We start from the raw sequence: 24,927 nt of genomic DNA on the forward strand, positions 1-24,927 counted from the left end.
ATAAATAAAGATGAACAATACACAACGTAGTGCCCAAGCGTATGAAGGCGATCCACGCAACGCGGATGTAAAAATTTATGTAGATGGCGAATTTAAATCACGCGATGACGCCAAGGTGTCCATTTTTGATAGTGGCTTTGTGTTAGGGGATGGTGTTTGGGAAGGCATGCGTCTTGTAAATGGCTCATTAGTGGCGCTGGACCAACATATGACCCGTTTATTTCAAGGTGCCGAAGCAATTTCATTAGATTTGGGCGTGTCTCGAGACGAAATGATCGAGATTATTAAAAAAACCCTCGCTGAGAATGACATGCATGATGGTGTGCATATTCGCTTGATGGTCACGCGTGGCCGTAAAGAAACGCCGAACCAAGATCCACGTTTTACGATTTCAAAAGCTTGCATCGTTGTGGTGGCGGAATACAAGACGATCACGCCCGAATCAAAAATCGGGGGACGTAAGCTGTTCACCTCAACGTTCCGTTGCAGTGGCCCAGATGTCTTTGACTTACGTCTGAATTCACACAGCCGTTTAAATTTAATCCAGGCCTTGATCCAAGCCATTAATGCCGGTGCAGATGAAGCATTGATGCTCGACCCAAATGGTTTTGTGGCGAGCTGTAACTCAACTAACTTCTTCATCGTTCGTGGTGATGAACTTTGGACGTCTACGGGGCATTACAACTTTAACGGTATCACCCATAAAACAGTGATGGAGTTGGCTCGTAAAGCAGGCATTACGGTCCGTGAGAAAAACTACACCCTTGCTGAAGCGTATTCCGCTGATCAAGCGTTTTTGACGGGCACATTGGGCGGCATTACACCGGTCAGCAATATTGATGGTCATACCATTACTAACCGTAATAACAGTGAAATGATCGAAAAACTTACTCAGTTGTATGAAGAGTACCTAAACAGCTATTAATTAAAAAAGGAACGCAAGTATGAAAAATGTTTTCAAAAAGTGCTTTACGTTAATTAGTTTATCCGTGATCTGCGCAAGCGTCAGTTTTGCCGAGGACCTATCGACTTTAGAGAGAATTAAATCAACTAAAGTGATGAAATTGGGTGTTGTACAGGGCGAACCCTGGTACTTCAAAGATCCAATTACAGGTAAATGGGACGGTGTGGGTTACCGCTTAGGTGTGAAGATTGCGGAAGATTTAGGTGCAACGGTACAGCCATCTGAAACCACTTACGGTAACGCGCCAGCGGCGATTCAGTCTAAGCAAGCAGATCTTGTATTGGTACTGGATGCGACCGAAGAGCGTAAAAAGGCGATCTCTTTCCCGGAAGCACCGTTGCTGTACTACAAGCAAGGTATCCTGCTTCGTGAAGACCTAAAAATTGAAAACTGGCAAGACTTGAACTCGTCGGAATACCGCATTGGTACGGCAATGGGTAGTTCCGTTGACCGTGACCTGACGCAACGTCTACCTGAAGCCAATATTGAACGTTATGCCAATACGGATGAAACCATTGCGGCGTTTATTTCAGGTCGAATCGATGGGCTTGCGTTCTTTCACCCAGCATTGGTGATTGCAAAATCAAAAATTAGAATGGGGAATCTTGTGATTCCGAAACCTGAGATTAGCAATCCAACAAGTGGTGGTATTCGCAAAGAAGATACGGCGTTCCGTGAGTATGTGAACTCTGAATTCATTAAAATGATGGAAGACGGAACCGTGACAGCAGTCTTCGAAGAATATTTGAAAACCAAAGGTCTGAATCCTAAAGAGATTCCAGGTGTCATGAAGTAAGGCCTGATAGCCAAAATCAGTAAAGGTGTACGTATGGGTTTTGAATGGGATTTTGCTGCGGTATGGCAGCATAGCGATATGCTTTTTGAAGGGGCATTAGGGACATTGCAGCTAGCTGTAGTATCCATTTTCTTTGGGGTGATTGTGGGAGCGTTGTTAGCTACAGCACGTTTGTCTACTCATCGTGGTATGTCATTACCTGCGACGTGTTTTGTAGAGTTTTTTCGAAATACGCCGCCCTTAGTACACTTTTTCTGGTTTTTTTATGCATTACCAATCGTGGCGGGGATTTCTCTGTCACCTTTTTGGGCGGCAGCCCTCGCACTCTCCACTCAGTCGGGTGCGTTTTACGCAGAAGTCTTCCGTGGTGGTATTAAATCCATCGAGCGTGGGCAGTGGGAAGGTGGACGTTCTATTGGTTTAACGTCTAAAACCATCATGCGACGTATTATTCTGCCACAAGCGTTTAAACGTATGGCGGGGCCATTCATGGAACGTACCTTTGAGTTAACGAAAACCACAACACTTGCATCCACCTTGGCATTTGGCGAGTTGCTTTACCAAGCTATGCAGGTCAACGCAATTACTTATCGCCCACTTGAGGTGTATTCCACGATCGCTCTGATGTTCTTCTTTTTTCTATTAGTAATGAGCATGTGTATGAAGTGGGTCGAGTATAAAATTACGGCGAATTAGGGGAGTAGACAATGAGTTTTCAATGGGATATGAGTGTTGTCAGTAGCAGCATTCCAGTGATTCTAAAAGGTGTGGTGGTTGCCTTTGAACTGTGGGTGATCTGTTTTGCTATTGGCATGATTATTGGAAGCCTATTAGGGATTGCAAGATCTTCAAAAAATAAAATGTTGAACCTATTGGCTATTTGTTATGTTGAGGTCTTTCGTAATACGCCTGTATTGATTCAGGTGATTTGGTTTTACTATGCTCTGCCCATCTTAACCGGTCAGCAGTTGGGCGGGTTTGAAGCAGCGCTATTGGGCTTGGCGTTGAATACATCGGCGTATTGTACTGAAGTGTTTAGAAGTGGCATCTTGTCTATTCCCAAAGGCCAATTTGAAGGCGGTGCTTCGATTGGTATGCGTTCCAGTCAGGTGTTTCGACGCATTATTCTGCCGCAAGTTATCAAACGTATGTTGCCTGCCTTTACCAACCGAGGCATCGAGCTGGCAAAGATGACGTCACTTTGTTCTGTGATTGCGGTGGAAGAAATTATGTACCAAGGTCGTTTGTTAAGTGCTGCTTACTTTAGACCACTTGAGATTTTTACTGTTGTCGCGATTGTTTACTTTATCGCAATCTTTCCTGGTAGCTGGTGCTCAGCTCGCTTAGAAAAACGTTACGCTAAATACGACTAACTGGGGTTCTAATAATAAAAGGATATTATATGCAGTTTGAAAACTTAACCCCCCGTACGACGATCAGACACACAGTTCAAAAAGCTCTGCGTGATGCAATCTTACGTGGTGAATTATTGCCTGGTTCTAAGCTTGTAGAGTCGCGTTTAGCTAGTCAGTTTGGAACCAGTCGTGCCCCTGTTCGAGAAGCTATCTCTGCATTAGTACAAGAAGGGTTTATTGAAGCAAGCCCATTTGAAGGCTACTCCATTCGAAAGCTAACCCCCAAGCGTTTGTTAGACCTGTACCAAATGAGAATAGGGCTGGAGCGTTTGGCTTTCGAGTTGATCTGGGAAAAGCGAACTGATCAATTTTTTAACGAGTTAGATCAGCGCTGTAATTACCTAAAAGAAGCCATTTTGGCAGAGGATAAGCCTCGTTCACTTGAAGCGGAACTATCCTTTCATTCAACCGTATACGAGTTTGCAGATAATGAATTACTTTTATCCTCTTGGAAAACGTTAGCTGGAAGGTTGCAAATATATTGGGCATTACACCAGAAAATTCATAATAGAAAAGGCCCTGCTTTATCCGGTCATGACAAGTACATTGAATTTGCCAAGGGTGAAAGCCTTTCAGATATGTTGCATGAGATCACATCACACGTCACAAAAGGTATGCCTACGGTGGCATCCTCCATTCAGCGTCAAGAACAAAGTTAGGAAAAGTTATTTCATGGTTGGGGCAACGATTTGATTGCCTCTACTGGACTTCCCAGACTTTACTAGACACCTATTAACGTTAAAATCTAGTTAAATAAGAGGTGTTTTATGAAGTCCAAACGTTACCCTGAAGAATTTAAAAGAGAAGCGGTTAAACAAGTGACAGAGCGTGGTTATTCTGTTGCTGAAGTGGCTCAACGGCTCGATACAACCACCCATAGTTTATACGCTTGGATCAAAAAGTATGTAGAGCCACAGCCTCAACCATCCGAAGACATTGATTTAGCCTCTGAGAATGCTCGGCTCAAGTCTGAACTGAGACGAATCACGGAGGAGCGTGACATTCTAAAAAAGGCCGCAAGGTACTTTGCCAACAACCCAGAGTAAAGTACGCCTTTGTTCGAGATCACCAAAAAGAACACTCTGTTCAATTGATGTGTCACGTCTTTAAAATTCATCGAAGCGGTTATTATGCTTGGTTAAAAAAGCCACTGTCTGATCGGGCTATTGAAGATCTAAGGCTTTTAGAGAAGATTCGAGAATGCCACATTGCAAGTGGTGGCACCTATGGAAGTCCATGGATACATCGAGATCTTCGTGATGAGGGAGAATCCTGTAGCGTACATCGTGTTGCCAAGATCATGCGTAATAACAAGATTAAGACCCAGATTGGCTATAAACGTCGCCATATTCAAGGCGGTAAAGTAGGCAAGATTGCTGACAACATATTGAAGCGTCAGTTTAACCCTGATGCCCCTAATAAAGCGTGGGTAAGTGATATTACCTACGTTAGGACCCATGAAGGTTTTTTATACGTCGCAACTGTTATCGACTTATTTTCCCGACGTGTTGTTGGGTGGTCAATGGATAAAATGATGGATCGTCATCTGGTCATTAATGCTTTACTAATGGCCATCTGGCAGCGTAAACCTAAAGGTGAAGTGCTGGTTCACAGCGATCAAGGGAGCCAATATGCGAGCTCTGACTATCTTGCTTTTATGAAAGCTCATAATTTAGCACCATCAATGAGTCGTCGAGGAAATTGTCACGACAACGCCGTTGCAGAAAGCTTTTTCGCCACGTTCAAGAAACGGGTGACAAAACGAAAAATCTATAGAACAAGGGAAGAAGCCAAAAGTGAAATATTTAATTTTATTGAGATGTTCTACAATCCGATAAAACGACATTCGCATACAGGTGGCGTGTCACCTGCTAAGTTCGAAGAAAAGTATTTTTTAGAAGTTCCTACTGTCTAGCAAACTCTGGGAAGTCCATAGCAATTATTTTCTTGTGTTTGATAAGTATTAGAGAAGCCAAAATAACCAATGATAATTTAGATCAAAAATACAACTGAGGTGTTTAAATATTCTAGTTTTCCTCTACAAAATTAGGATTAAAACGAATTGGTAAATTTAATAGGGCTAGATTCTCCTTTATATTAGAGATTTTACCTTAAGACGCTAATGATTTATAAGTAAAAGCCGAGAAGGATCTCGGCTTTTATTTTAGTTTATTAAACTAATCGAGAGTTGAAAATTATAAGGTTTTTGTGCTTAAAAATATTTTTAACAGTATATAGGGCGGCCAAATCGATAACAGGCTCAATAATAATGACGCTTAAATAAACAATGCCAAAAGTAGAAACGCTCATTAGAGTTTCAGCAGTAAAGCCTTGGCCATAAAAAGCCCAGAATGCGACCCAAGCAACGATCCCAGCTTGAAATACACTAGAAAGCTTCAATACCTGAGCGTAGCTTAAATCCACATAGGAAGTACCTTGAGGGATAATTTTCTGGGAAATCATATTCATAGCCATTAATGGAACTAGCAATGTTGTGATGTTCATGCCGTATTGTGGAAGGTCAAAAGGCGCGAAAAACAACCCTTGAAGCAATAAGCCGGTCGCTAAGCCGATTCCTGTTGCGGTCATACCAAATACTAAAAAGAGCATCGATCCGAAAATAAAGTGGACTTCTGAAAGGCCTACAGGGGGGTGTGGTAGCACCTGAAAGAAGAATAGAACAAGTGCTGTGGTGATTATGCTGGATGCCGCTAAAGCTAATGACTTAGTCGGACTTTTAAGATGGCTAAGGGCCTGTTTGGCAATAACGAGCAATGAAGCACTGCCTGTTGCGTAGCCTAATGCGACTTTGGCGCCTGTAATGAGTTCCGGATCAATATGCATGACAACTACCTCTAAATAATAATTCTGTTGGTGTCTTGATTAGAACAAGAAATTATCTAGATGAGCATCGGCATTTTTGTTGATAACTGGCCGTGATTTGGCGTTAATGATATTGTGGGTAGAGGATCTAATGTAATGCGGTATTGAATTGAACCGCTAACTCTGCGCGATTAGCACAGCCGAGTTTTTGTAAGGACTTGTTCAGATGAGTTCGTACGGTGCTAAAGCCAATGTTCAAATATTGGCCAATTTCTCTGTCTGTAAACCCTTTAGCGATTAGCTCAACGACATCTCGTTCCCGTGACGTCAAAGTGTTGATTAGTTGAATGTTGTTTTCGTTCTTGAGTATGGAACGTTTTAGGTAAGGTTCAAGGATTCTCAGAAGTCCCTTTTCACGACTATCGAAATTTTCTTGATTTTTGCCGCGCCATAAACGGAAATCACCAATGTCTCGACCTTCATCAAAAAGATACAGATTAATGCCGTATTTTAAACCGTCTTTTTTCATCACATCGTTGTAGTAATCAGTACGATAATAATCTTTATAGTCGATGACTTCTTCGACAGTAGAGCAACCTAACGCTCTCATCTTGAACGTGATGGGGTCATGAAATTGGTAGTGATCTGTATAGATCTTTTGAGCATCTTCAGAAATGTTCTCGTTGATACCTTTGATAAAATGTTGGCTTTGAGGATCGAGAATGTATGAGCAGGCATGCTCGCAGCGGAGCAGCTTCGCCAAATCCGTTAAAACAGATTCTCTAACTTCAACATCGTTGCATTGATAACTTTCAAGTTTGGCTACGATGTCTGCAAAAAGTTTTATTTCATTCATCGTCATATCACTAAACATTATCTTAGACCTCAAAACACAATTACCAATATAAATGTTCTGAGCAATTATTATGCCGCTTTTTCATTTTTGTATATCAAGAAATAAAGTATGGCGGTTATAGAGAGTAACCAAACGCTTAATAAACCAATTGAAATGGATGTTTCAAATTGGTCCATTAAAAGGCCAACCAGCATGGCAGGGAATGCATTGCCAAAGATATAGCCTATGAAATAGTAGCGAGAAATATTGTTTGCAAGTTCTTTATTAGGAGAGTTTTGATTAATAAGTCCTGTTGCCCCGACAAATGAGATGCCATACCCAAAACCGCATATGAAAACAGACAAGCTAAAACCAATGGCAGCGTGAAAGATCGAAAACAGGTTTATTAGAGCAAGTGCACTAATAGTAAGCGCGATGCCTGATGTTACGCTCATTTTTGGTGTAATGTATCCACTTAAGAGTTGCCCTATGCCTGCACTGAGTTGAAACCCCATTAATAACGCAGCAGCCAATAATGCGCTTGAAATACCAACCTGTTCTATCGCGATTTTGGTACCTACGGCCATGAGGACTGATCCCACTGACCACCCAATAATCAAGGTTAATCCTGAAATGAAAAAAAGTGGGCTTAAATGGAAAGGACGAGTTTTCAATGTAGGGCTAGTTGATTTTTGAGTCGCTTTTGGTGGTGTTATCCATTGATCAGTTAATAAGAAGAGTGGGATTGAGCACAAGGCGACCAGAATGATGACCCAATATGACCAGAAAAGAGGGCTAAGGTCATACTGTATGAAAACACCGCTGATAACTGGGCCTAATGCGCTTCCGAGTGTGAATGCCACGGTCGATTGAACAGCGGTTGCACGTGGATTCTTTTTTGGATGAAGTTCTAGCAGTGTCGCAGCCGCAGCACCTAGAAGCGTGCCTGTTGCAATACCAGAGAGGTAGCGTCCAAGATATAAAGCTGCTTCATTGCTCGCCAGTGCTAAGACGATATTACTAACGATCAGAATGAGGCTTCCTGATAGTAAAAGGTATTTTCTGTTTCGAATATAACGGCTAATTTTTATATTAAGCAATAGTGCAGAAAGTACACCAACAGCGTAGGCACTGAAAATTGCGCTGATACTTGAACTGCTTAAATCGAATAATAATTGATAGTGGGTATATAACGGAGAAGGTAAACCGCTACTCATTAACGCCGCACAGACGGCTAGGCAAGCTCCAATTCGGGTTAGTAAACTAGTATTGGAGGGCGATAAAGTATTGTAGCGGTTTTTCTTCATTACAGCGCAGTACCTTGTTTCCAGTCGTACGTCTTATAGAACTGTTGCGCTGCGGTGATGAGGGTGGCATCGTCCATCATACGTCCTACTAGCATCATACCAACAGGCATATCTTTCACCACTCCACAAGGAATGCTGAAAGCAGGGTGTCCTGATACATCAAATGGCATGGTGTTTTGCAGCATATTGGACGCATCAATCAGTTCTGATTCTGGGGTTCCGGGTGCCGGTAATTTATCCGCAGTATGTGGATTCGTTGGCATGATTAACAAATCGACTTTTTCTAGCAGCTCATCGTATTTTTGCTTTAACTTCATTCTGAGGTTCTGAGCCTTAGCATGGTATCGGCCCTGATATTTCTTATGCATGTAATCGCCAAGGAACAACATAGATGTCGTGGTGTACGGAAGTTCATCTGGGCGTGCACGCCAGCGACTACTAAAGGCTTGAACTAAACTGGTGGTGTAAAGACCATTCCAGTTATCACCTTGACCACTGCCATGGAAAATAAGCTGAGCAGCGCCTTCCATAACGATACCCGTGTGAATAGCACAGCCGTCTAAATGCATTGGCTCACTCACTTCAATCACCTTAGCTCCCAATGCCGCGAAATGTTCTGCCGCTTGTTTTACGGTTGCATCCACTTCTGGATCACTATTGTGGTGACCAAATCCTTCCTTAAGAATACCGATAGTAAGCCCTTTAACGTCTTTGTTAAGTGCAGCAAGATAATCTTGAGGTTTTGAGCTGACCGTTCTGGGGTCATTTTCATCAGGTCCCGCAATAACGGTCAGAAGTTTGGCAACATTTTCAGGGGTATCGCACATGGGACCTAGGTGATCCATGGAGTAGGTAATCGGCATAGCCCCAGTCGTTGGGACTAATCCCCAAGTTGGTTTTAAACCATAAATACCACACCAAGCCGCAGGAGTACGTACGGATCCGCCTTGGTCACCACCCACTGACATGGTTACCACACCTGAGCCAACGAGCGCAGCATTACCACCAGAAGAGCCGCCAGCTGAGTAGGCGTTGTTAACAGGGTTCAAAATGGGGCCAGTTTCGCATGTGTAGCTCTGGCTAGAGGTACAGAGTGCTTCACAAGCAGCTTTTCCTGCAATGATGCCGCCGGCATCTAGGATGCGCGTAACAACGGTCGCGTCGACATTAGGCATAAAGCCTTCTAACACTCGCGTACCATTCATCATAGGAACGCCAGCAACACAGATATTATCTTTGATCGCGACTTCTACGCCTTTCAGAAGACCTTCGTCAGCCCCTTCGATGTGAGTTTTCCAATACCACGCATTGAGAGGATTCTCTTCTTTTGTTGGTTCATAACCAGGAGTGCGAGGATATTTTACCAGTGGAATTGGATCGTTTAATTCATCAATACGATCGTAATCTTTTACGATGGGTGCAATAAACTCAGAATACATTGCCGCTTCACTGGGTGTTAAATGCATTCCAAATTGTTCTCCCATGCTCTGAATTTCTGCAGTGGATGGTGGACGTACTTTTTTAGACATATTCAACCTATACATCATGTGTGAGTGTTCCACACATTAGATAGATAAGTATTTTGGCTTCATATCGTCATAAATGTTGATGGTGAGATGTTTAAGAATCATCCATTATGAAATCACTGAGTTGAAACGCATTGTTTCAATGTAAATAAAAAGCGAATTTATACGATTGCAATAAAGGAACTTAAGATGTCAGGTACAGCGCCTCCTTCAGATTTGATGTTACGAATTAAAGCTATTGAAACTTTATTAGAAGAAAAGAACCTGATTGACACCAGCGCAGTAGACGCCATGATCGAGCTTTATGAAAACAAACTTGGCCCTAGAAATGGTGCACAAGTGGTAGCAAAAGCTTGGACCGATGAGGCTTATAAAGCTCGATTGTTAGAAGATGGCAGTAAAGCGATTGCTGAGCTTGGCTTTACCGGAGTACAAGGTGAAGAAATGGTGGTGTTGGAAAATACCTCAGAAGTACACAACGTTATTGTTTGTACGCTTTGCTCTTGTTACCCATGGCCAGTTTTAGGGCTTCCACCGACTTGGTATAAAACCGCTGCGTACCGTAGTCGCGTTGTGCTAGAGCCACGTGCTGTACTGAAAGAGTTTGATTTAGAGATTCCTGCCGAGAAAGAAGTTCGTGTATGGGATAGCAACGCAGAAATCCGCTTCATGGTACTACCTGAGCAACCTGAAGAATCAAAAGGTTTATCTGAGCAAGAGTTAGTGGAATGGGTGACTCGTAATTCCATGATTGGTACTGGCTTAGCTGAGAAGCCATCAAAATAGGAGGTTACTGTGAATAGCGCACACGATTTTGGTGGTATGCAATGTTACGGCCCTGTTCAAAATGATCACGGCAAAGAGCCCCCATTTAAAGAAGATTGGGAACGTAGAACCTTTGCCATTCATATGCTGGTGCAGTTAGAAGGGATGATGTACCCCGACGAATGTCGTCATGAAATGGAAAAAATGGACCCTGTCCATTATTTAGAATCTCCTTATTACGAACACTGGCTATATGCAACTGAACAGTTGCTTTTAAGCAAGGGTATTTTAACGCAAGAAGAGCTGACACAGCGTGTAGCAGAGTTAAAAGAACTGGGGGAGGACAAATAATGCCAATCAATGCAAAAGACGTGATCGACATGATTATGGGCAGCCAACATCCTCATCATGAAACGACTTTGCCGGTTCGTTTTAAAGAAGGTGATCGTGTCAAAGTGACACGAACCGTTAAAACAGATCACACACGAGTGCCTTCGTACCTTAGAGGTTGTGAAGGGGTCATTGTGAAATACTACGGTATTTACATCTTCGCTGATTCACGTGCTCACGGTAAGGGTGAATGTCCGCAAGCGTTATACAGTGTGCGATTTGAAAATAATGAATTGTGGGGTGACGGTGGCGAACCCAACAATGTTCTTTTCATTGATATGTATGAGAGCTATTTAGAGGCAGCCAAATGAGCCAATCAGAGAATTCTTCACTGTTAAATAAACTGAGCAAGATTGACGTCAATGATGCGGCTGATGTGACGTTTGAAGAACCTTGGCAGGCACAATCTTTCGCGGTTACGGTTTTGCTTAGTAAGTCAGGGCTGTTTGCGTGGACGGAGTGGGTAGAGATGTTTGCCAAGCATATTGCTGATCGACCACAACATTGTGATGAAACACCGCAGCAAGCGTATTACCGGCAATGGCTGTCTGCTTTAGAAAGTTTGCTTGATAGCAAGGGGATAACGTCCGAGCAAACACGTGCGTTATACAAAGAAGATTGGCGTCGATCATATATCGTTACCGAGCATGGTCAGCCAATTAAATTTCAAAAAGGGTTGCCGGATATGCCTAATCCGCATCACCACCATCATCATTCTCATGGAGTTAAACCTAAGCCAATTAGTGTTAGCCCAGCCAAAAAATAGAGTTTAAAGCTCACAAAAAACCAACTAAAAGGAACTCAAAATGACATCGAAAAATGCGATGGGGGCTTTGTCGTCCCTAAAAAAACTGAAAAAAGTGGTTGCGCCAATTGCATTAGTTAGCTCAGCGGTAGCGGTATCAGCGCCGAGCTATGCAGCGGACACCGAAAAGTTGAAAGTGTTTGTGAGCTTCGGTTTCTACGGTAATACCTGGATGGAGCAAAACAAAAATATGATGGAAGCACTAACTAAAAGCTCTGACTACAGCGACAAAGTAGACATTGAGTTTCAGGTAGTGAATAACGGTGATGCTCAACGCCAAGCCCAACAAATTAACGGTATGGTCGAAGCTGGAGCGGATTTAATCGTCATGTATCCTTCTTCACCAACGGCCTTAAATCGCTCCATTCGTAACGCCTGTCGTCAAGGTATTTCTGTTATTGCTTGGGACTCAACGGTAAGTGAAAGATGTGCAACTAATGTCCATGCTGATAACAAGGTATTAGCTACCAACCAGGCAGAATGGGCGGTGAAAGCGATCAATGAAAGCGGCAATATCCTTATGATCAATGGTGCGCCTGGTGTGGCGGCAAACGATGATCGAGTTGTCGCAGCGAAAAAAGTCTATGACAAATATCCTAACGTAAACGTGGTTGCCGAAGTGAACGGTATGTGGAGCGACCCAGTTGTTTTGGGTGAGTTGAGTAAGGTGATGGCCGTTAAAAAGTGGAGCGATATTGACATCGCAACCGCACAATTAGGTTGTTACCCATTCTACCAATTGCAAGATTCTGCGGGCATTCCTGATGCTGAGAAAATCCCATGTGCAGGGTCGGCAGAAATCAGTGAACGTGTAGCCTTAATGGATCCAAATACAGACGTTGGTGAAACTGAGGGTGCATTCCGTCCAATGGGTATCAAAGGTCAAACGTTTGAAGTAGGGCCTGTTATGGGGGCTCAAGCACTTATGTACGGTATCGATGCGTTGTTAGAAGGTAAAGAGTTGCCCCATGACATCATCATGGATGTACCAGTTGTTACATACAAAGATACTAAGCTATGTGAAACGGGATCTTGGCAAGAAATGCATGAAACCGGTTGTAATGTATTCAAGCCAAGCATGATTCCTAATACTGAATTCTCAGTAGCGATCTACAGTGAAGACACGCCTCAACTTGGTTTACAAGCTGCGTTGAACGGTACGCCTGAATATTAATTGAGTAATGTAAAAGCAGCCTTCCTGTAAGGCTGTCCCGTCTTTCTCATATAAGGTGGCGAGATGTTATCGCCCCTTATATGACAATTCTGAAATGAGATACTCCTTATGAACGCTATTGAGATGATCAATATTCGTAAAGCGTTTGGTGCAACGGTAGCCTTAGAAAGCGTTTCTACGAAGATACATGCTGGTACTGTTCACGCTTTGCTAGGTGAAAACGGTGCAGGCAAATCTACAACGGTTAAAATGCTAAGTGGTTTATTGAGCCCTGATGTTGGTCAGCTTATGGTCAATAACCAAGAAGTGGTTTTATCTTCACCAAAACAAGCTCACGACCTCGGTATTCAAACGGCTTTCCAAGAGATGACCCAAGTCCCAGACTTAACGGTCACCCAAAACCTTCTGATTCCTTATGAACCAACAAATCGCTTGGGGCTTGTGGATCGAAAAGCCTCCAAAGCTCAAGCACAAAAAATCCTCGATGACCTCGATCTACAAGGTATTGATTTGCAAGCTCGTGTAGGAGAGCTTGACCTTGCACTCAGACAAAAGATTGAGATTGCCAGGGCGGTATCAAGATCACCTAAGATTTTGCTACTCGACGAGCCTACCTCGTCATTGAGTGGTAAGGACATGGAATGGTTAGGTAGCATTATTGCGCGACTTAAGTCGCAAGGATGTACCATCATTTTCATATCGCACCGCATGCTAGAAGTGCGTGAATATTGTGATCGCTTGACTGTTTTAAGAAATGGTAAAGCCGTACATGAAGGGGCTGTTTCTGATGTCTCTGATGAAGAAATTGTGAAGCTCATTATTGGACGTAGCTTAAGTGCCACTTTTCCAAACATAGTGAATACAACAAACACTGCACTGCCATCCGCATTAAAAGGCGACTCAATACAAGTTGGAAAACGTCTTAGAAATGCTTCGTTTGAATTAAAACGAGGCGAAGTGCTTGGTGTTGCAGGTCTCCAGGGCATGGGCCAGCTAGAGCTATTCAAAGCCTGCTTTGGTGCAGAAGTGATTGCATCTGGCGACTTCTATATCAATGGTGAAAAGACCCTACTGACGTCACCTGCGGACGCTATTGTTCCAGGGCGAGATATTGGATTTATTCCGGAAGAGCGTAAAACCGAAGGTTTATTTCTATCTTTAAGTGGGCGTCACAACATCAGCCTTCCTGTGATTGATCAGTACACACAATTTGGTCTGGTAAACAATGAGATCGAGACGAATGAAGTGGCTGACTCCCTCGTCAAAACCGAAGTGGCTGAGCGTGGTTTATATCAACCTCCCACCGCATTCAGTGGTGGTAATCAGCAGAAGATGATTATGGCACGCTGGATTGTCGCGGGCAGTAAAATCTTATTGATGTACGACCCAACTCGGGGTGTAGATATTGGTACTAAATCCGAAATTTATAAATGGATCCGTCAATTTGTTGCTGATGGAGGATCAGTATTGCTGTACTCAACCGAAATCGAAGAGGTTGTACAGCTGTCAGATCGTGCAATGGTGTTTTATGACGGTGAAATTATCGAAACCTTATCCCGCGAAGACATCAATGAGGAACGCATTATGGAGTTGGCGTTAGGTCAGGCCCATGCTGCCCCAGAAGCAGAATACTTTGAACAAACCAAAGAAGCGATATAGGTAAGCTTATGACGACACTCACTAGTACTTCGAATTCCGGTCGTGATTGGTCAACCTCGATCAAAGCGAACCAAGGCCTTCTGCTTAGTATGGTCTTTTTCTTCAGCTTGATGGTGGTTACAGCCCTCGTAAATGGTCGAGCGCCGAGTTATTTTACTATCAGCATGCTTCTAGCTTCCGTAGCGCCATTAGCCCTTGCTGCAATCGGCCAAACAGTCATTGTGATTGGTGGTGGATTGGATTTATCAGTCGGGGCAGTGGTTGCTTTCTCACAAGCCGTCATGGTGATCTATTTTGCTGAGCTGGGCTTACCTGTCGAAAGTCTAATTGTGATAGGTGTGGTCATTGGTATGCTGGCCGGCATGATCAATGGTTTTTTTGTTTCCGTCGTCGGTTTGCAACCGATTATCGTAACTCTAGCGACTATGTTCACTCTACAGGGGGTTACATACCTCGTACTTCCTCAGCCTGGCGGTATGGTGCCAGATGAGCTCATAGTGATGTTATTGGATGACACCATTTACGATGTGTTACCAGGACCTTTGACGGTTTTAGTGGTTGCGTTAGTTATATGGTGGGTTATTAGGAATACGTCATTAGGTACCAGTATTTATGCGGCTGGTAGCGATGGACAGTCTGCCAAATTAGCGGGTTTAAACGTCAAGCGGGGAGTGTGGGCAAGTTATATAATCGGTGGCGGCTTCTATGGTGCAGCTGGTGTGATGGCTGCCTCTTTATCTGGCGCAGCTGATCCCACTATTGGAACACCTCTTCTTGTTTCGAGCTTAACGGCAGTCATGCTAGGTGGCACGTTATTAGGAGGTGGCCGAGGCTCTGCGTTGGGTTCAGTGATGGGTGCATTAACAGTGATTGCAATGGTAAATCTACTGTTAGCTTTCGGTGCCCCCAATTACTTAAGTGCAGGGATTGAAGCACTGATCTTGCTATTGGCTGTCATCATCAATCGCCCACGCGGAGAGTCAGCAAATGGAGGGTTACAAAGAATGCTACTTTCCATTCAGCAATTCTCTTTGCGCTCAAGCCACGTCGCGAAAAAACGTGCAAGCCAGTTTAACCTTCCTCCAATCAGTGCATGGTTACCAAAGAGTGATCGTAAATACATGATTCCTGCTTGGGTTGGCGTTGTGGTCATTTCTGCAATTGCAATGATGTATTACGGCGAGGATCTAGAAACACTGCGCTACATAGACCGTCTGTTATTACTGGGAGCCTTTTTATCTGTTCTCGTTTTGGGGCAAGGTGTGGTCGTTATGAGCGGCGGTTTTGACTTATCAGTGGGTTGGGTTGTATCGGCTTGTGGTGTAGTCGGTGCCATGATTATGCAAGGTAGTGATGCGAACTTACTGATTGCGTTACCCGTCGTGTTATTGCTTGGCGCTTTTATTGGCTTAATTAATGGCGTAATGGTGTCAGTTGTTGGCTTATCTCCGATTGTTGCAACCTTGGCGATTGGTGGTTTACTACAGAGCTTCACGATGTTTGTTTCTGGAGGGACTCCGTCAGGGACTGCATCGCCGGCTTTAATATGGCTGATAAACGGCTCTATTTTAGGCATGGCACCACTATCACTTTTAATCTTTGTCTTTGTTGTATTTGGCGTGTTGTTTACGACCTGTACAGCGTTTGGACGTCGATTGATATCGGTTGGTAGCAATGCTGAAGCGGCGTTCCTTTCTGGGGTCAATGTTAGCAAAGTCACAATTAAGGCCTACGTTGTATCCGGCGTTTGTGCCGCCATTGCAGGCATGTTGTTAACAGGTTTCTTAGGGCGTGCAAGTTTATCCTTAGGTGACAGTTATTTGTTACCAACAGTTGCTGCTGTTGCGATTGGTGGTACTTTGATCAGTGGTGGTCGGGGTCATTACTTGGGTATGTTTGGTGGGGCCTTAGCACTCACAGCATTACAGATCCTACTAAGTGGTACGCCATTACCTACCGCAGTACGTGATATCATGTTGGGTTTGGCTGTGTTAATGGCTGTTGTGACCTTAAGAGAAAAATAAGCACAACAAGTTTTACTTGAAAAGCGAGTCCTTAAGCATCTGCAAATGAATAGGTGTATTAACGTCTTTGTTAATTGATAAGAGCCACGGAGAGTGAAGTCTCCGTGGCTCTTGGTTGATCATTCCTAAATTGTTCGTTTCGTTTATTCCTGCCCTTACTTACTCAAAGTTGTTCTGATTAATTTTACCCTTTGTCCTAAATATCCAATAGGTTGGCTTATTTTGCCAAGCGGGTTTCATCTTTCGTTCCTTACTATGGATTTACAAAGTCACAAAAAGACTGAATAAATCAGAGGAACATCTTATGTATATCGCAGCTTATATTTTTCGTCGTGTGCCAGGCATGTCACTTGAGGGCTTCTTGGACTATTACAAAAACCAACACGGTCCGTGCATGGTGGCTTTGATGAAGGATAGAGGGCTGATTTCCTATGATCATTATCCTATCCGCGAGACAAATCTTGGGGACATTTATGTTCCAGAAGAGGGGCCTGCTTACGATGCGATCTCAATCTACACTTTTGAATCTGCTGAGGCAGCCAAAGTGTGCTGGGAAATGGAGGAGGTGAAAATCGACAGTCAGAATTTCATCGATTTTGATTCCATGCAGATGTTGCCGCTAACACACCGAACTGTGTTTCCAAAATAACTCTCATTTTTAATTCCCTAAATCAAAACCTGAGAGGATATTTCGTGGAAACACAACCTATTTTACAAGCCAATAATATCTCAAAGCGCTATGGCGGCGTATTCGCTTTGAGTGATGTGAGCTTTTCATTAGAAACAGGAGAAATCCTGGGACTATGCGGTGAAAACGGCGCAGGCAAAAGTACCTTGGTCAAAGTCATGGGAGGCTATGTTAAGCCTGAAGAAGGCGAGCTGATTGTGGATGGTAAATCCATTGAACTAGGCAAGCGTATTGATCCCTCTTTAATCACCATCGTTCACCAAGAGTTGTCTATTCTGCCTCATTTAAGCGTGCTGGATAACATTATGATCGGTATGCAAAGTAAGGGGCTTATCTACCTTCGTGGCCGCTACGTTGCTCGAGTGGAGAAGTATTTAAAAGACGTGGGTTTAGATCATGTTTCACCGTATCAATTGGCTGAGACATTGTCCCTAGCGGAGCGTCAATTGGTGGAGATTGCTCGAGGTCTCGCCAGTGGCGCTAAAGTGTTGCTACTTGATGAACCGACCGCAACTCTGTCTGAAGCCGAGATCGAAAAAGTCTTTGCGATCATGCGTAAGCTGAAAGCGGCAGGCACCACTATGGTGATCATTAGTCACCGTTTAGATGAGGTGTTTGCCATCACAGATCGGGTCACGGTATTTCGTGGTGGACGACATATTTTTACTAAACGTACTCAAGAGGTGAGCAGTGCTGAGCTGGTCACAGCGATGTTGGGCCATGAAGTGAAGCGTGGTGTTCAGCGCCCCGTTCGACGAGTAGGGGATACCTTTGTGCGCTGTCGCAATGTTGCCATCACTGATAGTTTTGGCCCGTTAGACTTTGATTGTGCCAAAGGGGAAATCGTTGCGTTAGTAGGTCAATTAGGCTCAGGCGCGGATGGATTGCTTCGTACCCTTGCGGGTTTGTCACCTGTGACCTCCGGCCACATTGAAATCGGTGGTCAAACAGCAAGCCTACGCTCTATACAAGACGCTGAGCGTCATCACATTTCCTATGTACCTGAAGATCGTGCCGGTAAAGGGGCGTTTTTAGAGGCGCCAATTGGTCAAAATCTAACGTCTCGAGTACTGAGTGATTTAGCGCCTCAAGGTGTGATCCATGCAGAACAAGAGTTGAAGCTCGCCCGGGATCTTGCTGAAGCGTTCACCGTGAATCCTGAGCGAAATGGGGACGCCGTGTCGACTTTAAGTGGCGGCAACCAGCAAAAAGTAGTGCTCGGTAAAGCGGTAGCCACCAATCCTGATGTGCTCTTGCTCAATGAGCCAACTCGTGGCGTCGACATTGGCGCTCGTGCCGATATCTATGACCGTTTACGTCAGCGTGCAGACGAGGGGTTATCCATCATTTTCTACTCCACAGATTTGGAAGAAATCTTAGATTTTGCAGACCGAATCGTTACCGTCTTCAAGGGTAGCCTTGTGCGGTCTGTCCCCCGATCCGAAGCCACTCAAGAAAGTATTTTGCAGGACATCCTGCATGGAAACAGTGAGGTTGCAGCATGAGTCAGTCTGTTACGGCTAAGCCATCAATATCATTAGCGCTGTCATCCAGTGGAATGTTTTCCCCTAATCGTATACAAGCCACGGCTGTGCGTATGCTCATTGTTGTTATGGCATTGTTGGCATCCATCTTTGTGGAAGGCTTCGCTTCTCTGCAAAATCTGAGTTCTATTCTGTTTGTGACTGTGTCGGTCGGTGTTGTCGCAGCAGGGTTAGCTTTGGTTACCATCAGCGGCAACTTGTTCATGTTGTCCATCAGTGCCACGGCATCAATTTCGACCATTGTTTTTGCCAGTGTTTTAGATTTTGGGGTCATACCCGCGATCCTAACAACGCTTTTTGTCGGGGTGATACTGGGCTTTTTGCAAGGCGGTGCAGTGGGGGTATTAAAGACCAACCCAATCATCACTTCTATTGCTGCGTCGTCCATCATTATGGGGCTAGGGGCCTGGTACTCGGGTGGTCGCACCATCACCAGCGATGTCAAAGTGGAATGGTTGGGCGTCGGCCACGTGCTGCCTGGTATTCCTAATCAGATTTTCATCCTGTTAGCGGTTTTGATTGCCGCTGAGTTCTTTCTTTCCCGTATGCGTTTGGGCCGTGAGCTTCAGCTAATCGGTATTAATTCCAATACTGCCAAGTTGTCAGGCTTACGTATTCAGCGTGCCACCATCGTTGCTTATGTTATTGCTGCGTTAACGGCTGCCTTGTCCGGTGTGTTGATTGGGGCGCAGTCATCTCAAGGCAACTTGTCATTAGGAGCCGGGTTGGATTTCAGTGCCATTGCTGCGGTGCTTGTGGGTGGTGTCGCTATCGCAGGCGGTCATGGTCGTATTTATGACGCAGTCTGTGGCGCTCTGTTCTTGGCCATTATTGGCAACATCTTATTGCTCAAGGGCTTCTCTTTAGACATCCAGTTGATGGTGAAAGGGGCAGTGGTTGTGGCGTCAGTCATGTTAGGTGCGGTGTTAACCCGCAAACGTAAGAAATAAGGAGTGACGCCATGTCTCGTTCATTAAATTGGAATGCATCAGATTATTTGCGTGTTGGGTTAATTGTCGCTGTTCCAGCAGTATTTGCCCTGATCAGTGAGTATTTCTTATCAAGCGGTAACCTTTTTGCCCTGATGCAAAACTTTGCGTTGGTAGGATTAGTGGCACTTGGATTATCTCTGACCATGGTGGTCGGAGAGTTCGATTTGTCGGTGGCATCTATGGTGGCCGTTGGTGGACTCATCCTTGCCAAAACAGGCGTCGACAGTGCGTACATAGGCGTGCTTTGCGCGGTAGTTTTTGGTCTGGTGGTTGGCTTGATCAACGCCTTGCTGGTGATTCGTCTAAAGGTTTCATCATTGGTCAGTACGCTTGGAGTGATGATTCTGCTCTCTGGTTTTGGCTATTGGATTGCAGATGGCAATGTGGTGCCTTACTTCAATTTTGATGCGGCTGATGCCTTGGACGCGCAGATTTTCTATCTGCTCTCACCACGTATCAATATCACAATCGGTGCCTTCTTCATTCTGTATCTGGTATTGAAGTTTACCCGTCTTGGCCGTGATCTCTACGCTACGGGCAGTCATCGTCAGGCCGCCACCATGAGTGGTGCTAATACCTCATTGTCTCTCTTCTTTGCGTTTGCGTGTTCTGGCTCATTCGCGGCGTTGGCAGGTGCTTTGATCTCTATCAGCTTGGCAACGGGCTCTCCAACACTGGGTGACGGTTTGCTGATTCAAGCGGCTTCTGCAGCGATCTTGGGAGGCGTTTCCCTAGGTGGTGGTGTGGGCAAAATCCACAATATTGCCATCGGTGTATTGATTCTAGCGGCTCTGAACAATGGCTTGAGCTTGCTGGGAGTAAGTTCCGCCGTGTCCTTGCTGATTAATGGTTCTGTGCTGGCGTTCGTAGTGATTATGAACGGTAGCCTGAGCGAATTTATTACCCAGAAAATGAAAAAAACAGCATCGGCATAGACCGATGATCTTTTGAACTTGCGTTATCAAATATATCCATCAGGAGTGAACTATGAAATCTGTACGTCCTTTAGTGAAAACCTTGAGCACTGTCTCAGCAGCAGTTTCAATGGCGACGGTTATGGCATCTTCTAGCCAAGCTAGTGCTGGGATTGAAGACAAATCTGTGATTTTGCTTCAGCCAACAGAAGAATGTGCTTACTGTGCGGATTACTTGAAGTTTTTCAAGAAAGACGCGACAGAAGCCGGGTTTAAATTTGAAACAGTAACGAGTGCTTTTGACCCAGCTAACCAAGCGAATCAGGTGGAGCAGGCCATTGCTAAGCGCCCTGATGCCATTATTTTGTGGCCAGTTGATGTGAACGCTTTGATTCCATCTATGCGCAAAATCAAAAAGGCTGGCATCCCATTGATCATCAGTGATGCGATGCCAGCGAAGCAGTCTGAACCTTATTGGGATGTCTACACTGGTGGTAATTCTGAAGAAATCGGTCGTGAGTCTGCTCATGCATTAGTCGATGCCTTTAAGGCAAAAGGGCATGGCGAAGAAGGCGAGATTTTTGTCATCACGGGCACACCGGGCACTCCAACGTCAATTGGCCGCACCAAAGGATTCAAAGAGGAGCTGGCTAAGATTGCTCCAGGGATCAAGATTCTAGGTGAGCAACCGGGTAATTGGGATCAGAACGTGGCGATGAATGCAGCATCAACTTTGTTCACACGCTTTGGTGATCAGGTAGACGGTGTGTACGCCGTGGAAGATCTCATGTTAGCCGGTGTGATTGTCGCAGCAGCCCGTGCCAATATTGATCCCACTAAACTCGCTCTAGTGGGTGTTGGTTGTGAGCTAGAAGGTTATGAAAACATTGATGCAGGTGTTCAGCATGCCACAGTGTTGTCGGATGCCTACAGTGATGCCAAGTATGCTGTGAATGCCGCTGTAAAACTGCTAAACGGTGAGCCTCAAGATAAGTACACCTATTTACCAAACCCGATTGTGACAAAAGAGACCTTAGATCTTTGTCACGGTGCATTGGCTAACTATTAATTTAAGTAAGATCTGCATTGAGTCGAACTTGGGTGCGACTCAATGCATCGATATGTGTCACCCTGTTAAGTAAGGTTTTTTAATTTATGTCTAATAATCAAGATTCAACGCTACGCCTCATCATGCCTCAGTGGCAAGGTGGCAACAATCATGCTTATCACTTGGGGGCGCAATTATTGGCATGGTTGGCGCCAGCCACCGATGGCCCTGTTGAAGAAGTCAATGTACCGTTCTCTAAAGATATGGTGCTTGAGAACGAGAATGGGATTGTGGGTCGTTCTTTGATCATTCCGCAAATTCAACATTCTCAAGAGTTGATTGAAAAGCATAACCCTGAAAGCTTGGTAGTGCTGGGTGGAGACTGCTTAGTGGATTTAGCTCCGTTTGCCTATTTGAGTGAAAAATACGGTGATGAGCTAGGAGTTCTTTGGGTAGATGCCCATCCTGATATCATGACCTCAGAGCAATTTGAGCACTCCCATGCCTCTGTACTTCGTGCACTAATGGGTGAAGGTGATGCTGATTTGACTCAATTTGTTAAAACACCGATCAAGGCCAATAAAGTCATGTATGCGGGTGTGAACAATGAGAACGAATACGAAGCCAATTTTTTGGCAGAACGTGGCATGCGTATTTGCCGTCCTGACGAGATTCGTGGTGAAATCACTTCTATTAAGAAATGGATGGAAGAAGAGGGCATTAAGTGCCTAGCCATTCATTTTGATTTAGATGTACTCAGTACTAAGGATTTTGGTGCGCTTTTGTTTGCGAACCCTCATGCACCAAAAGACGCATTTGATGGTATTGCGCAAGGCGAACTGACCATGGCTGAAGCCGTAAAAGTGATCAATGAAGCAGCACAATATGCTCCCGTTGTTGGTTTGGGTATTGCTGAACATTTACCTTGGGATGCGATCAACTTGAAAAAAATGATGGAGTCACTGCCACTGCTTGGCAAGTAGTGACTGTCTGAACTTAAAAAGCGAGCTGAATAGCTCGCTTTTTTGTGAGTATAAGAAAATGCTTAGTGAAGTAGTGAATTAGGTGTGCAGCCAAAGCGTCGTTTAAAAGCACGACTGAAATGGGATAAGTCTTTATAGCCAAATGTTAATGCAGCTTCTGTGACATTCGTGACACGTCTTTTCAAAATAGCCTCATAAGCACCACATAATCGCTGTTCCTGAAGCCAGCTTTTCGGCGTCTCTCCAGCTTCAGCGAACAAGCGGCTTAAAGTACGAATCGACAAGTTTTTGTGCTCTGCGATCATTTCTAGGGACAAAGATTCTTCCGTGATATTTTGTCTCGCAAATTGTTTGATTTCATTCAGTAGTTTTTGATGAGAGGTTTCGTTCGCCAATATTAATTGACTATTAGTTGCTTTACCTAAGGCTGTCGTAATCATTTCTAAGGTGGGCATAATAAACTCATCGCCTTCTTGAAGCTCAGGTTCAGAAGCAATGAAGTTGGTTTCACGCATCAAGGATTGGATTAGACGAGCGTGTGGAGTATGGCTTTTAAACACCGTCCCACCAAGTTGATCAAGTTGATTAACCTTGGTTTGCACTAAAGCACGAGGTACTCGTAACAGCATAGACTGGTACGCTTTCGGGTAGTTAAACACATAGGGTTTTGCAGAGTCATAAAGTAATACGTCACCCTTCTGATGTTTGACGGTACGATCATTTTGACTGAAGTAACCTTCCCCTTCAGTGATCACCGATAAGAATATGTCTTCTCTGGGTATACGGTGCAGATCTTCGGGTCGGCGGTCATAACGAATACTTACTGAATCAACGGTGCTTATTTCAGAAGAGCCAAACGAGTGAACCGTTGTAGTGGCATTAAATCGATCTAATTCGGCAACATTTCCGACACATGGCGCATAGAATTTAGTGACTACATCATTCCAGTAATTAAACCGCTCTTTTTGGTCTAATGACTCAGTTGTTAGCACTATGCTCATGGTGAAAACCTCTCAAATAATAACTTCTTTATTTTAAGCAATTTAAGTGCCATTTCGGTGCAAAAAGGTCGGATTTCGTAGAGAAGTTGTAGATTGAAGGGCGCTAGTGAAAGTTGCCAAAAACAATAGGTTTTTAAGCATAATCGTGGTGAAAAAAAGGCCCGACCGAAGTCGAGCCAAAGATTACGAGTTGGGAGGTTTACAAAAGATTTCGTTAAGCAAAGTCTAGCTTGTTGTTAACTGCTACTGGCTCTTCAGCTTCAGCTAAGAAGATGGATGAAGTGACCATTATTAGTGCAACAATATCAGTCGTGCTCATTGACTGGTCAAAGAACATAATCGAACAAAAGGTTGAGGCCACAGGAATGGTCGCAAAAGCCATGCCTGTTGCGCTGGCAGGAATGCGTGTCACGCCTTTGTAGAAACAGAAGTAAGGGACCGCCCATACCAACAGACCGTAATAGACCATGATGGTGATATTTTCTGCACTAAACAGGCTTAGCTCGATAGACGCTGTTTCGGTGAGTAGTGCCACAGGTAAGGTAAAAATGGTGCCAGTGAAGCATACTCCGGTCGCCATTGTAATAGCCGGTAATTGAATATCCAGTTTCTTCGCTGCAATCACACAACCTGCAACAGATAGAGTTGAAAGGAAGAAGAACAAAATCCCTAAGGCCGATGGGCCGCTTTCTGCTTCAATACCAGGCAGTGTCAGGAACATTACCCCAGCGATAGCCAAGGCAATCGCAGCGCTCTTTTTCACCGAAAGTTTCTCTTTAAGTATGAAGAATGACAAAGCCAGTACAAAGGCAGGGGAGATACTGGTGAAAATCGATGCCGTAATGGCGTTTGCGTACTCAAAGCCATACAACAAAAAGGCTGTATAAAGCACGGCACCAAGCAAGGATTGAATGCTTATAACTACCCAAGCTTTCATACTCAGAGAAAAAAACTTCGGTGCTTTTGAAAATAGGCCGATGGCATATAAAAAAACAAAGCCAATGGCGAAGGTAATACTAATAAATGTCCAAACGGGGATCGCGTACATCGCATCCGCAGCAATCGGGTAGCTAATGCCAACCAGTATGTAGCACATAATGACGTATAAATAGCCAGATTTCATAATATTGAGTTCCTATTTTGTGATCTTGTAGCTCCTATATTCTTCCTCTTTTTCTAGAGTGACTTGGCAAATCAGGACAACATATAGTCATTTTGGGACAATCCACCGAGATGCATTGAAAGCATGGATCGCGCATTAGTTTGCAATGATT

At 44.3% G+C, this 24,927-nt stretch carries 25 protein-coding genes; 19 read left to right on the forward strand and 6 right to left on the reverse strand.

Annotation, left to right across the window (positions count from 1 at the left end; translation table 11 throughout):
- The first annotated feature begins 10 nt into the window (after nt 1-10).
- The 6 genes from ACZ5DR_RS13070 to ACZ5DR_RS13095 all read left to right on the forward strand — a co-directional run bounded on the left by ACZ5DR_RS13070 (nt 11) and on the right by ACZ5DR_RS13095 (nt 5,090).
- Nucleotides 11-925 (forward strand): aminotransferase class IV, encoded by a 915-nt coding sequence (locus ACZ5DR_RS13070; RefSeq protein WP_377366899.1) that lies wholly within the window; start codon nt 11-13, stop codon nt 923-925.
- 19 nt (nt 926-944) lie between these two features.
- On the forward strand, nt 945-1,760 hold the full coding sequence (locus ACZ5DR_RS13075; RefSeq protein ID WP_377366900.1) for a transporter substrate-binding domain-containing protein: 816 nt from the start codon (nt 945-947) through the stop codon (nt 1,758-1,760).
- Between the two features lie 33 nt (nt 1,761-1,793).
- On the forward strand, nt 1,794-2,456 hold the full coding sequence (locus tag ACZ5DR_RS13080) for an amino acid ABC transporter permease (RefSeq protein WP_377366902.1): 663 nt from the start codon (nt 1,794-1,796) through the stop codon (nt 2,454-2,456).
- Nucleotides 2,457-2,467: 11 nt separating this feature from the next.
- Nucleotides 2,468-3,133 (forward strand): amino acid ABC transporter permease, encoded by a 666-nt coding sequence (locus tag ACZ5DR_RS13085; RefSeq protein ID WP_377366904.1) that lies wholly within the window; start codon nt 2,468-2,470, stop codon nt 3,131-3,133.
- A gap of 29 nt (nt 3,134-3,162) precedes the next feature.
- The gene (locus tag ACZ5DR_RS13090; protein WP_377366906.1) at nt 3,163-3,834 is read left to right on the forward strand and encodes a GntR family transcriptional regulator; all 672 of its coding nucleotides are present in this window, start codon (nt 3,163-3,165) and stop codon (nt 3,832-3,834) included.
- Nucleotides 3,835-3,942: 108 nt separating this feature from the next.
- Nucleotides 3,943-5,090, forward strand: a protein-coding gene (locus ACZ5DR_RS13095) for an IS3 family transposase (RefSeq protein ID WP_377366908.1) whose coding sequence is annotated in 2 segments (ribosomal slippage) — nt 3,943-4,180 and nt 4,180-5,090 — 1,149 coding nt in all. Because the reading frame shifts where the segments join, the coding sequence is not laid out codon by codon here.
- Between the two features lie 257 nt (nt 5,091-5,347).
- Here the strand turns inward: ACZ5DR_RS13095 and ACZ5DR_RS13100 are convergent.
- The 4 genes from ACZ5DR_RS13100 to ACZ5DR_RS13115 form a co-directional block, all read right to left on the reverse strand.
- Nucleotides 5,348-6,019, reverse strand: a complete 672-nt coding sequence (locus tag ACZ5DR_RS13100) for an energy-coupling factor ABC transporter permease (RefSeq protein ID WP_377366910.1) — start codon at nt 6,017-6,019, stop codon at nt 5,348-5,350.
- A gap of 127 nt (nt 6,020-6,146) precedes the next feature.
- A complete protein-coding gene (locus tag ACZ5DR_RS13105) occupies nt 6,147-6,872 on the reverse strand; it encodes a response regulator transcription factor (protein ID WP_377366912.1) in 726 nt (241 codons plus the stop codon).
- Nucleotides 6,873-6,922: 50 nt separating this feature from the next.
- Entirely contained in the window at nt 6,923-8,140 is a 1,218-nt protein-coding gene (locus ACZ5DR_RS13110) for an MFS transporter (protein WP_377366914.1), read from the reverse strand.
- The gene (locus ACZ5DR_RS13115) at nt 8,140-9,669 is read right to left on the reverse strand and encodes an amidase (protein WP_377366915.1); all 1,530 of its coding nucleotides are present in this window, start codon (nt 9,667-9,669) and stop codon (nt 8,140-8,142) included. Before ACZ5DR_RS13115 ends, ACZ5DR_RS13110 begins: the two co-directional genes overlap by 1 nt.
- A 186-nt stretch (nt 9,670-9,855) precedes the next feature.
- Between ACZ5DR_RS13115 and nthA the strand changes: the two genes are divergently transcribed.
- From nthA to ACZ5DR_RS13180, 13 genes are all read left to right on the forward strand, one after another.
- Nucleotides 9,856-10,452 carry a nitrile hydratase subunit alpha gene (gene nthA, locus ACZ5DR_RS13120; protein ID WP_377366917.1) on the forward strand — a complete coding sequence of 199 codons (597 nt, stop codon included), beginning with the start codon at nt 9,856-9,858 and terminating at the stop codon, nt 10,450-10,452.
- 9 nt (nt 10,453-10,461) lie between these two features.
- Nucleotides 10,462-10,782 carry a hypothetical protein gene (locus ACZ5DR_RS13125; protein WP_377366919.1) on the forward strand — a complete coding sequence of 107 codons (321 nt, stop codon included), beginning with the start codon at nt 10,462-10,464 and terminating at the stop codon, nt 10,780-10,782.
- Nucleotides 10,782-11,132, forward strand: a complete 351-nt coding sequence (locus tag ACZ5DR_RS13130; RefSeq protein ID WP_377366921.1) for an SH3-like domain-containing protein — start codon at nt 10,782-10,784, stop codon at nt 11,130-11,132. The genes ACZ5DR_RS13125 and ACZ5DR_RS13130 overlap by 1 nt, the downstream gene beginning before the upstream one ends.
- On the forward strand, nt 11,129-11,587 hold the full coding sequence (locus tag ACZ5DR_RS13135) for a nitrile hydratase accessory protein (protein WP_377366923.1): 459 nt from the start codon (nt 11,129-11,131) through the stop codon (nt 11,585-11,587). The genes ACZ5DR_RS13130 and ACZ5DR_RS13135 overlap by 4 nt, the downstream gene beginning before the upstream one ends.
- A gap of 40 nt (nt 11,588-11,627) precedes the next feature.
- Nucleotides 11,628-12,800 carry a substrate-binding domain-containing protein gene (locus tag ACZ5DR_RS13140; RefSeq protein ID WP_377366925.1) on the forward strand — a complete coding sequence of 391 codons (1,173 nt, stop codon included), beginning with the start codon at nt 11,628-11,630 and terminating at the stop codon, nt 12,798-12,800.
- A gap of 108 nt (nt 12,801-12,908) precedes the next feature.
- Entirely contained in the window at nt 12,909-14,459 is a 1,551-nt protein-coding gene (locus tag ACZ5DR_RS13145) for a sugar ABC transporter ATP-binding protein (RefSeq protein ID WP_377366927.1), read from the forward strand.
- Nucleotides 14,460-14,467: 8 nt separating this feature from the next.
- A complete protein-coding gene (locus ACZ5DR_RS13150; protein ID WP_377366929.1) occupies nt 14,468-16,483 on the forward strand; it encodes an ABC transporter permease in 2,016 nt (671 codons plus the stop codon).
- Nucleotides 16,484-16,787: 304 nt separating this feature from the next.
- Complete coding sequence (locus ACZ5DR_RS13155; RefSeq protein ID WP_377366930.1) at nt 16,788-17,132, forward strand: EthD domain-containing protein; 345 nt, start codon at nt 16,788-16,790, stop codon at nt 17,130-17,132.
- A 44-nt stretch (nt 17,133-17,176) separates the two neighbouring features.
- Nucleotides 17,177-18,676 carry a sugar ABC transporter ATP-binding protein gene (locus ACZ5DR_RS13160; RefSeq protein ID WP_377366932.1) on the forward strand — a complete coding sequence of 500 codons (1,500 nt, stop codon included), beginning with the start codon at nt 17,177-17,179 and terminating at the stop codon, nt 18,674-18,676.
- The gene (locus ACZ5DR_RS13165) at nt 18,673-19,665 is read left to right on the forward strand and encodes an ABC transporter permease (RefSeq protein WP_377366934.1); all 993 of its coding nucleotides are present in this window, start codon (nt 18,673-18,675) and stop codon (nt 19,663-19,665) included. The genes ACZ5DR_RS13160 and ACZ5DR_RS13165 overlap by 4 nt, the downstream gene beginning before the upstream one ends.
- Nucleotides 19,666-19,676: 11 nt before the next feature.
- On the forward strand, nt 19,677-20,642 hold the full coding sequence (locus tag ACZ5DR_RS13170; protein WP_377366936.1) for an ABC transporter permease: 966 nt from the start codon (nt 19,677-19,679) through the stop codon (nt 20,640-20,642).
- A 52-nt stretch (nt 20,643-20,694) separates the two neighbouring features.
- Nucleotides 20,695-21,690 carry a sugar ABC transporter substrate-binding protein gene (locus ACZ5DR_RS13175; RefSeq protein ID WP_377366937.1) on the forward strand — a complete coding sequence of 332 codons (996 nt, stop codon included), beginning with the start codon at nt 20,695-20,697 and terminating at the stop codon, nt 21,688-21,690.
- Nucleotides 21,691-21,776: 86 nt separating this feature from the next.
- Nucleotides 21,777-22,652, forward strand: a complete 876-nt coding sequence (locus tag ACZ5DR_RS13180; RefSeq protein ID WP_377366938.1) for an arginase family protein — start codon at nt 21,777-21,779, stop codon at nt 22,650-22,652.
- A gap of 62 nt (nt 22,653-22,714) precedes the next feature.
- Here the strand turns inward: ACZ5DR_RS13180 and ACZ5DR_RS13185 are convergent, their stop codons facing one another.
- Both ACZ5DR_RS13185 and ACZ5DR_RS13190 read right to left on the reverse strand, forming a co-directional pair.
- Nucleotides 22,715-23,653, reverse strand: coding sequence for a helix-turn-helix domain-containing protein (locus tag ACZ5DR_RS13185; RefSeq protein WP_377366940.1), 939 nt, complete (start codon nt 23,651-23,653; stop codon nt 22,715-22,717).
- Between the two features lie 214 nt (nt 23,654-23,867).
- A complete protein-coding gene (locus ACZ5DR_RS13190; RefSeq protein WP_377366942.1) occupies nt 23,868-24,776 on the reverse strand; it encodes a DMT family transporter in 909 nt (302 codons plus the stop codon).
- Between the last annotated feature and the right edge of the window lie 151 nt (nt 24,777-24,927).

This window comes from Marinomonas vaga (assembly GCF_055388305.1).

Bases quoted from the DNA above. Each gene is read 5' to 3' on its own strand.
- ACZ5DR_RS13070 (WP_377366899.1), top strand. From the start codon at position 11: ATGAACAATACACAACGTAGTGCCCAAGCGTATGAAGGCGATCCACGC.
- ACZ5DR_RS13075 (WP_377366900.1), top strand. From the start codon at position 945: ATGAAAAATGTTTTCAAAAAGTGCTTTACGTTAATTAGTTTATCCGTG.
- ACZ5DR_RS13080 (WP_377366902.1), top strand. From the start codon at position 1,794: ATGGGTTTTGAATGGGATTTTGCTGCGGTATGGCAGCATAGCGATATG.
- ACZ5DR_RS13085 (WP_377366904.1), top strand. From the start codon at position 2,468: ATGAGTTTTCAATGGGATATGAGTGTTGTCAGTAGCAGCATTCCAGTG.
- ACZ5DR_RS13090 (WP_377366906.1), top strand. From the start codon at position 3,163: ATGCAGTTTGAAAACTTAACCCCCCGTACGACGATCAGACACACAGTT.
- ACZ5DR_RS13100 (WP_377366910.1), bottom strand. From the start codon at position 6,019: ATGCATATTGATCCGGAACTCATTACAGGCGCCAAAGTCGCATTAGGC.
- ACZ5DR_RS13105 (WP_377366912.1), bottom strand. From the start codon at position 6,872: ATGTTTAGTGATATGACGATGAATGAAATAAAACTTTTTGCAGACATC.
- ACZ5DR_RS13110 (WP_377366914.1), bottom strand. From the start codon at position 8,140: ATGAAGAAAAACCGCTACAATACTTTATCGCCCTCCAATACTAGTTTA.
- ACZ5DR_RS13115 (WP_377366915.1), bottom strand. From the start codon at position 9,669: ATGTCTAAAAAAGTACGTCCACCATCCACTGCAGAAATTCAGAGCATG.
- nthA (WP_377366917.1), top strand. From the start codon at position 9,856: ATGTCAGGTACAGCGCCTCCTTCAGATTTGATGTTACGAATTAAAGCT.
- ACZ5DR_RS13130 (WP_377366921.1), top strand. From the start codon at position 10,782: ATGCCAATCAATGCAAAAGACGTGATCGACATGATTATGGGCAGCCAA.
- ACZ5DR_RS13135 (WP_377366923.1), top strand. From the start codon at position 11,129: ATGAGCCAATCAGAGAATTCTTCACTGTTAAATAAACTGAGCAAGATT.
- ACZ5DR_RS13140 (WP_377366925.1), top strand. From the start codon at position 11,628: ATGACATCGAAAAATGCGATGGGGGCTTTGTCGTCCCTAAAAAAACTG.
- ACZ5DR_RS13145 (WP_377366927.1), top strand. From the start codon at position 12,909: ATGAACGCTATTGAGATGATCAATATTCGTAAAGCGTTTGGTGCAACG.
- ACZ5DR_RS13150 (WP_377366929.1), top strand. From the start codon at position 14,468: ATGACGACACTCACTAGTACTTCGAATTCCGGTCGTGATTGGTCAACC.
- ACZ5DR_RS13155 (WP_377366930.1), top strand. From the start codon at position 16,788: ATGTATATCGCAGCTTATATTTTTCGTCGTGTGCCAGGCATGTCACTT.
- ACZ5DR_RS13165 (WP_377366934.1), top strand. From the start codon at position 18,673: ATGAGTCAGTCTGTTACGGCTAAGCCATCAATATCATTAGCGCTGTCA.
- ACZ5DR_RS13170 (WP_377366936.1), top strand. From the start codon at position 19,677: ATGTCTCGTTCATTAAATTGGAATGCATCAGATTATTTGCGTGTTGGG.
- ACZ5DR_RS13175 (WP_377366937.1), top strand. From the start codon at position 20,695: ATGAAATCTGTACGTCCTTTAGTGAAAACCTTGAGCACTGTCTCAGCA.
- ACZ5DR_RS13180 (WP_377366938.1), top strand. From the start codon at position 21,777: ATGTCTAATAATCAAGATTCAACGCTACGCCTCATCATGCCTCAGTGG.
- ACZ5DR_RS13185 (WP_377366940.1), bottom strand. From the start codon at position 23,653: ATGAGCATAGTGCTAACAACTGAGTCATTAGACCAAAAAGAGCGGTTT.
- ACZ5DR_RS13190 (WP_377366942.1), bottom strand. From the start codon at position 24,776: ATGAAATCTGGCTATTTATACGTCATTATGTGCTACATACTGGTTGGC.